We start from the raw sequence: 5193 nt of genomic DNA, 5'->3' as shown, positions 1-5193 counted from the left end.
GTACGCCGCAGAACACCTTTGCGAATCGGAAACCAGACCCTTAGCTGTTCTGCGCGCAGGATCACCGGTGCGTCGGCGTTCACCGCCACAGGATCACCCTTTGGGTCGGCTGCGATCAGACGCTGGGTATACTCATGCTGCGGGTCGGCGAAGAGTTTCGCGCATTCGTTTTCTTCGACGACACAACCCTGGTACATGACACATACCCGGTGGGCAATTCTGCGCACCAGGTTCAGGTCATGACTGATCAGCAGCAAGGCCATGCCGAGCTTTTGCTGCAACGACTTGAGCAGTTCCAGAATCTTCAGCTGGACGGTCACATCCAGCGCTGTTGTCGGCTCGTCGGCAATCAGCAGCTCGGGCTCGTTGGCCAGGGCCATCGCGATCATCACCCTTTGGCGCTGCCCGCCGGATAGCTCGTGGGGATAGGCGCCGAGGCGGCTGGCCGGGTCTGGAATCCCGACCAGGTCGAGCAGCTCGAGGGTTCGCGCACGGGCAGCAGCCTTGTCCAGGCCCTTGTGCAGTACCAGAACTTCGTTGATTTGCCGCTCCACGCTGTGCAACGGGTTGAGCGAGCTCATCGGTTCCTGGAAGATCATCGAAATGCGATTGCCGCGTACCTGGCGCAAACGCTTCTCGCTGGCCTGCAGCAGGTCCTCACCCTTGTACAGGATCCGACCGCTGGGATGATGTGCCTGGGGGTAGGGGAGCAGGCGCAGGATCGAATGCGCCGTGACCGATTTGCCGGAGCCGCTTTCGCCTACCAGCGCCAGGGTTTCACCGGGACGGATATCAAAACTGACATCGCGCACGGCCATGACCTCCTCATGCTCGCTGGCAAATGCCACGCTGAGGTTTTCGATCCGAATCAATGGCTGGTCTGACATGTCATTTCCTGGGGTCGAAGGCATCGCGCAGAGCCTCGCCGATGAACACCAGCAGGCTGAGCATCAGTGACAGCACCACGAAGGCGGTTATGCCCAGCCAGGGTGCCTGCAGGTTGGCCTTGCCCTGGGCAATCAGTTCGCCCAGTGAAGGTGAGCCGGCAGGCAGGCCGAAGCCGAGAAAGTCCAGCGAGGTCAGGGTGATGACCCCGCCGGTGAGGATGAACGGGAAGAAGGTCAGTGTGGCGACCATCGCGTTGGGCAGAATATGCCGGAACATGATGATGCGGTTGTTGGCGCCCAGCGCCCGGGCGGCGCGCACATATTCCAGGTTGCGCCCGCGCAGGAACTCGGCGCGCACCACATCGACCAGCGCCATCCAGGAAAACAGCAGCATGATGCCCAGCAGCCACCAGAAATTTGGCTGCACGAAGCTGGCAAGAATGATCAGCAGGTAGAGCACTGGCAGTCCCGACCAGACCTCGATGAAGCGTTGGCCGAACAGGTCGATGCGCCCGCCGTAGAAACCCTGAATAGCGCCGATAATCACGCCGATGATCGAGCTGAGAATGGTCAGCGTCAGCGCGAAAAGCACGGAAATGCGGAAGCCGTAGATCACCCGTGCAGCGACGTCGCGGGCCTGATCGTCGGTGCCCAGCCAGTTTTCGCCGGAAGGAGGGGCAGGGGCCGGTACCTGCAGGTCGTAGTTGATGGTGTCGTAGCTGAAAGGGATCGGTGGCCAGAGCATCCAGCCGCCGCCTTCCTCCTCGATGAGGTTGCGGATATAGGGACTGCGGAAGTCCGCTGTAATCGGAAACTCGCCGCCGAATTCGGTCTCGGCGTAACGGCTGACCACCGGAAAGTACAGTTCGTCCTGGTAACTGACCAGCAGGGGCTTGTCGTTGGCGACAATCTCCGCGCCCAGACTGAGGACGAAAAGGACCATAAAGATGTGCAGTGACCACCAACCCCGGCGATTGGCCTTGAACAGACCAAACCGGCGACGGTTGAGTGGAGAGAGAGTGAGTCCGAAAGCCATGCTCAACCCTCCCTGCTTTCAAAGTCGATGCGCGGGTCGACCAGGGTATAGGTGATGTCGCCGATCAGTTTCACCACCAGGCCCAGCAGGGTGAAGATATAGAGCGTACCGAACATCACCGGATAGTCGCGGTTGATTGCCGCCTCGAAGCCCAGCAGCCCGAGGCCGTCGAGGGAGAAGATCACCTCGATCAGCAACGCGCCGGTAAAGAACACGCTGATCAGCGCCGAGGGAAAGCCGGCAATGATCAGTAGCATCGCATTGCGAAACACGTGACCGTAGAGCACTCGGCCCGCGGACAGACCCTTGGCCTTGGCGGTAACCACATACTGCTTACCAATCTCATCCAGAAAGCAGTTCTTGGTCAGCATGGTCAGGGTCGCGAAACTGCCGATCACCATTGCGGTAATCGGCATCACCAGATGCCAGGCGTAATCCTTGATCTTGGCCCAGGTGCTGAGATCCTCCCAGTTATTGGACGTCAGGCCACGTAGCGGGAACCAGTCGAAATAGCTGCCACCGGCAAATACCACAATCAGCATGATGGCCAGCAGGAACCCCGGAATGGCATAACCAACGATAATCAGTGAGCTGGTCCATATATCGAAGGTAGAGCCGTGCCGCACCGCCTTGCGGATGCCCAGGGGTATCGAGATCAAGTAAGTGATCAGCGTGGTCCAAAGCCCCAGCGAGATAGACACGGGCATCTTCTCGATGATCAGATCGATCACGCTGGCATCGCGGAAGAAGCTGTCGCCAAAATCGAAAGTCATATAGCCCTTGATCATCAGCCAGAAGCGTTCGGGCGCCGGCTTGTCGAAGCCGTACATGCGTTCGATCTCGGCGATGATGTCGGGATCCAGGCCCTGTGCGCCGCGGTAGGTGCTGCCGCTGGCGACTTCGCCCTGCATGCTGCCAGAGATGCGGCTGGTGGCTCCCTCGAACCCCTCCAGGTTGGCAATCATCTGCTCGACTGGGCCTCCGGGAGCCGCCTGGATGATCAGGAAGTTGATCAGCAGGATGCCGAACAGGGTCGGAATGATCAGCAACAGGCGGCGGACGATGTAAGCCAGCATGCTCAGTCTTCCTTGACGGTGACGGGGGCGGGCTTGCCTTTAAGCGCTGCGGCTTTGTCGGGGTCTATCCACCAGGTATAGAGGCCGAGATCGTAACGCGGTGAGAGTTGGGGCCTGCTGAACTTGTCCCAGTGGGCGACGCGGTAAACGTTGGTATGAAAGTTGGGTACCACGTAGTGTCCGGCCAGCAGCACCCGGTCCAGGGCGCGGGTGTGAGTGATCAGGGACTCGCGCGAGTCGGCCCTGATCAGTCCTTCGACCAGCGCATCGACGGCCGGATCCTGCAGGCCCATCAGGTTGCGACTGCCCGGATTGTCCGCGCTGGATGAATGCCAGTAGTCGAGCTGCTCGTTACCCGGCGAGTTCGACTGGCCGTAGCCGCTCACAACCATATCGAAGTCCCGCGAGCGCAGCCGGTTGATGTACTGCGATACATCTACACGTCGCAGGGTCAGATCGATGCCCAGTGAGGCAAGGTTGCGTTTGTAGGGCAGCAGCACCCGCTCGAAATCGGCCTGTGCTATAAGAAACTCGAAGCTCAGGTGTTCGCCCTGCTCGTTGACCAGACGGTCGTCGACAATTTCCCAGCCAGCCTCTTTTAGCAATGCGTAGGCTTCGCGCATCTGTTCGCGGATAATGCCACTGCCATCGGTTTTTGGTGGGCTGTAGGCCTCGCCGAAGGTGTCGGCGGGCAGGTGCTCGCGCCACGGCTGTAGCAGAGTCAGCTCGTCCGGGCCGGGCAAGCCGCTGGCGCCGAGTTCGGAGTTGTCGAAATAACTGTCAGTGCGCGTATAGGCGTTGTGGAAGAGAGCCGAGTTGGACCATTCGAAGTCGAACAGCAGGCTGATTGCCTGACGAACACGACGGTCCTCGAAAAGCGGTCGGCGCAGGTTGAATATAAATCCCTGCATGCCCTGCACATTGAGATTGGGAATCTCTTCCTTGATGATCGCACCTTCGCGCAGGGCTGGACTGTCATAACCGGTGGCCCAGTTCTTTGCGCTGACCTCCTGGTTCAGGTCGAACTGGCCGGCCTTGAACGCTTCCAGTGCAACGCCGGTATCACGGTAGTAGTCGACAATGACGCGGTCATAGTTATAGAAGCCGCGCTGAACCGGAAGGTCCTCGGCCCAGTGGTCGGCCACGCGCTCATAGGTGATGTTGCGCCCGCCGCTGACGTCAGTGATCCGATAGGGCCCACTGCCCAGTGGCGGCTCGAGCGTGGTCTTGCCAAAGTCGCGTTCGGCCCAGTAGTGCTCCGGCAGTACCGGGAGCTGACCGAGTACCAGCGGCAGCTCGCGATTCTCGCCATTATGGAAACGAAAAATGACGCTGTGCTTTCCTTCCGCCGCTACTTCTTTTACCCCGGCGTAGTAGGCCTTGTAGAACGGAGCTCCCTGCTCGACCAGTGTGTTGAAGGTGAATACAACATCCGCGGCGGTGATGGGTTCGCCATCATTGAAGCGCGCCTCGGGGCGCAGGTGAAACCGCACCCAGGTGTTGTCTTCTGCGCGCTCGATTCGCTCGGCGACCAGGCCGTATTCGGTAAAAGGCTCATCCAGCGCGTGAAAGGTCAGTGTGCTGTAGATCAGACCCAGCTGATCGGCGCTGGCGCCGCGGCTGATGAACCCATTGAGTGAGTCAAAGCTGCCGAAACCGGACAACCTCTGGGTGCCGCTCTTGGGCGCTTCGGGATTCACATAGGCAAAATGGCTGAAATCTTCCGGATAGGCCGGGGGCTCGCCATACAATGTCATTGCGTGGTCACCGGGCGTCGCGGCAAAAGTCAGCGAAGTGAAGACGAGCAGCGTGCATGCACAAACTAGTTTGATTGGTGAAGGCATCAGATAACCTTGTTGTTCTATTGCGAGTCCGTGTCCATCCACCAGCTGCGGATAGCAAGCGAATAGGGCGGAGTCTCGGGCGATTTCAGCCAGGCACGATGGGCTATGCGATGGTAGTCAATATACCAGTTAGGAATTATATAGTGTTCCCAAAGTAGCACACGATCCAGCGCCCTGGCGGCGGCGATCTGCTGGTCCCGGTTGCTGGCAGCGAGCAGATTTTCAATCAGCTCGTCCACCACCGGATTGTCGATGCCGGCATAGTTTCGGCTGCCTTTTACATTGCGCTGGCTGGAATGAAAGTACCCATGCTGCTCCAGACCGGGTGACAATCCCTGGGGCAATGTAGC

At 59.3% G+C, this 5193-nt stretch carries 4 protein-coding genes and 1 pseudogene; all 5 read right to left on the bottom strand.

What is annotated here, in order from left to right; translation table 11 throughout:
• The coding region (locus tag ABYA88_RS15150) for an ATP-binding cassette domain-containing protein (RefSeq protein WP_373188224.1) at window positions 1-887 on the bottom strand (887 nt) is incomplete at its 3' end.
• A gap of 1 nt (window position 888) precedes the next feature.
• Window positions 889-1923, bottom strand: coding sequence for an ABC transporter permease (locus ABYA88_RS15145; RefSeq protein WP_373188223.1), 1035 nt, complete (start codon window positions 1921-1923; stop codon window positions 889-891).
• A gap of 2 nt (window positions 1924-1925) precedes the next feature.
• Complete coding sequence (locus tag ABYA88_RS15140; RefSeq protein WP_373188222.1) at window positions 1926-2999, bottom strand: microcin C ABC transporter permease YejB; 1074 nt, start codon at window positions 2997-2999, stop codon at window positions 1926-1928.
• Between the two features lie 2 nt (window positions 3000-3001).
• The gene (locus ABYA88_RS15135; RefSeq protein WP_373188221.1) at window positions 3002-4843 is read right to left on the bottom strand and encodes an extracellular solute-binding protein; all 1842 of its coding nucleotides are present in this window, start codon (window positions 4841-4843) and stop codon (window positions 3002-3004) included.
• Window positions 4844-4860: 17 nt separating this feature from the next.
• Window positions 4861-5193: pseudogene (locus tag ABYA88_RS15130) on the bottom strand (ABC transporter substrate-binding protein); the annotation flags it as partial.

Source organism: Halopseudomonas sp. (assembly GCF_041579695.1).
Lineage (GTDB): Bacteria > Pseudomonadota > Gammaproteobacteria > Pseudomonadales > Pseudomonadaceae > Halopseudomonas.
Note: the sequence above shows the minus strand (reverse complement) of the source record. Positions and strands in the feature narration are given on the sequence as shown.

Bases quoted from the DNA above. Each gene is read 5' to 3' on its own strand.
- ABYA88_RS15145 (WP_373188223.1), bottom strand. From the start codon at position 1,923: ATGGCTTTCGGACTCACTCTCTCTCCACTCAACCGTCGCCGGTTTGGT.
- ABYA88_RS15140 (WP_373188222.1), bottom strand. From the start codon at position 2,999: ATGCTGGCTTACATCGTCCGCCGCCTGTTGCTGATCATTCCGACCCTG.
- ABYA88_RS15135 (WP_373188221.1), bottom strand. From the start codon at position 4,843: ATGCCTTCACCAATCAAACTAGTTTGTGCATGCACGCTGCTCGTCTTC.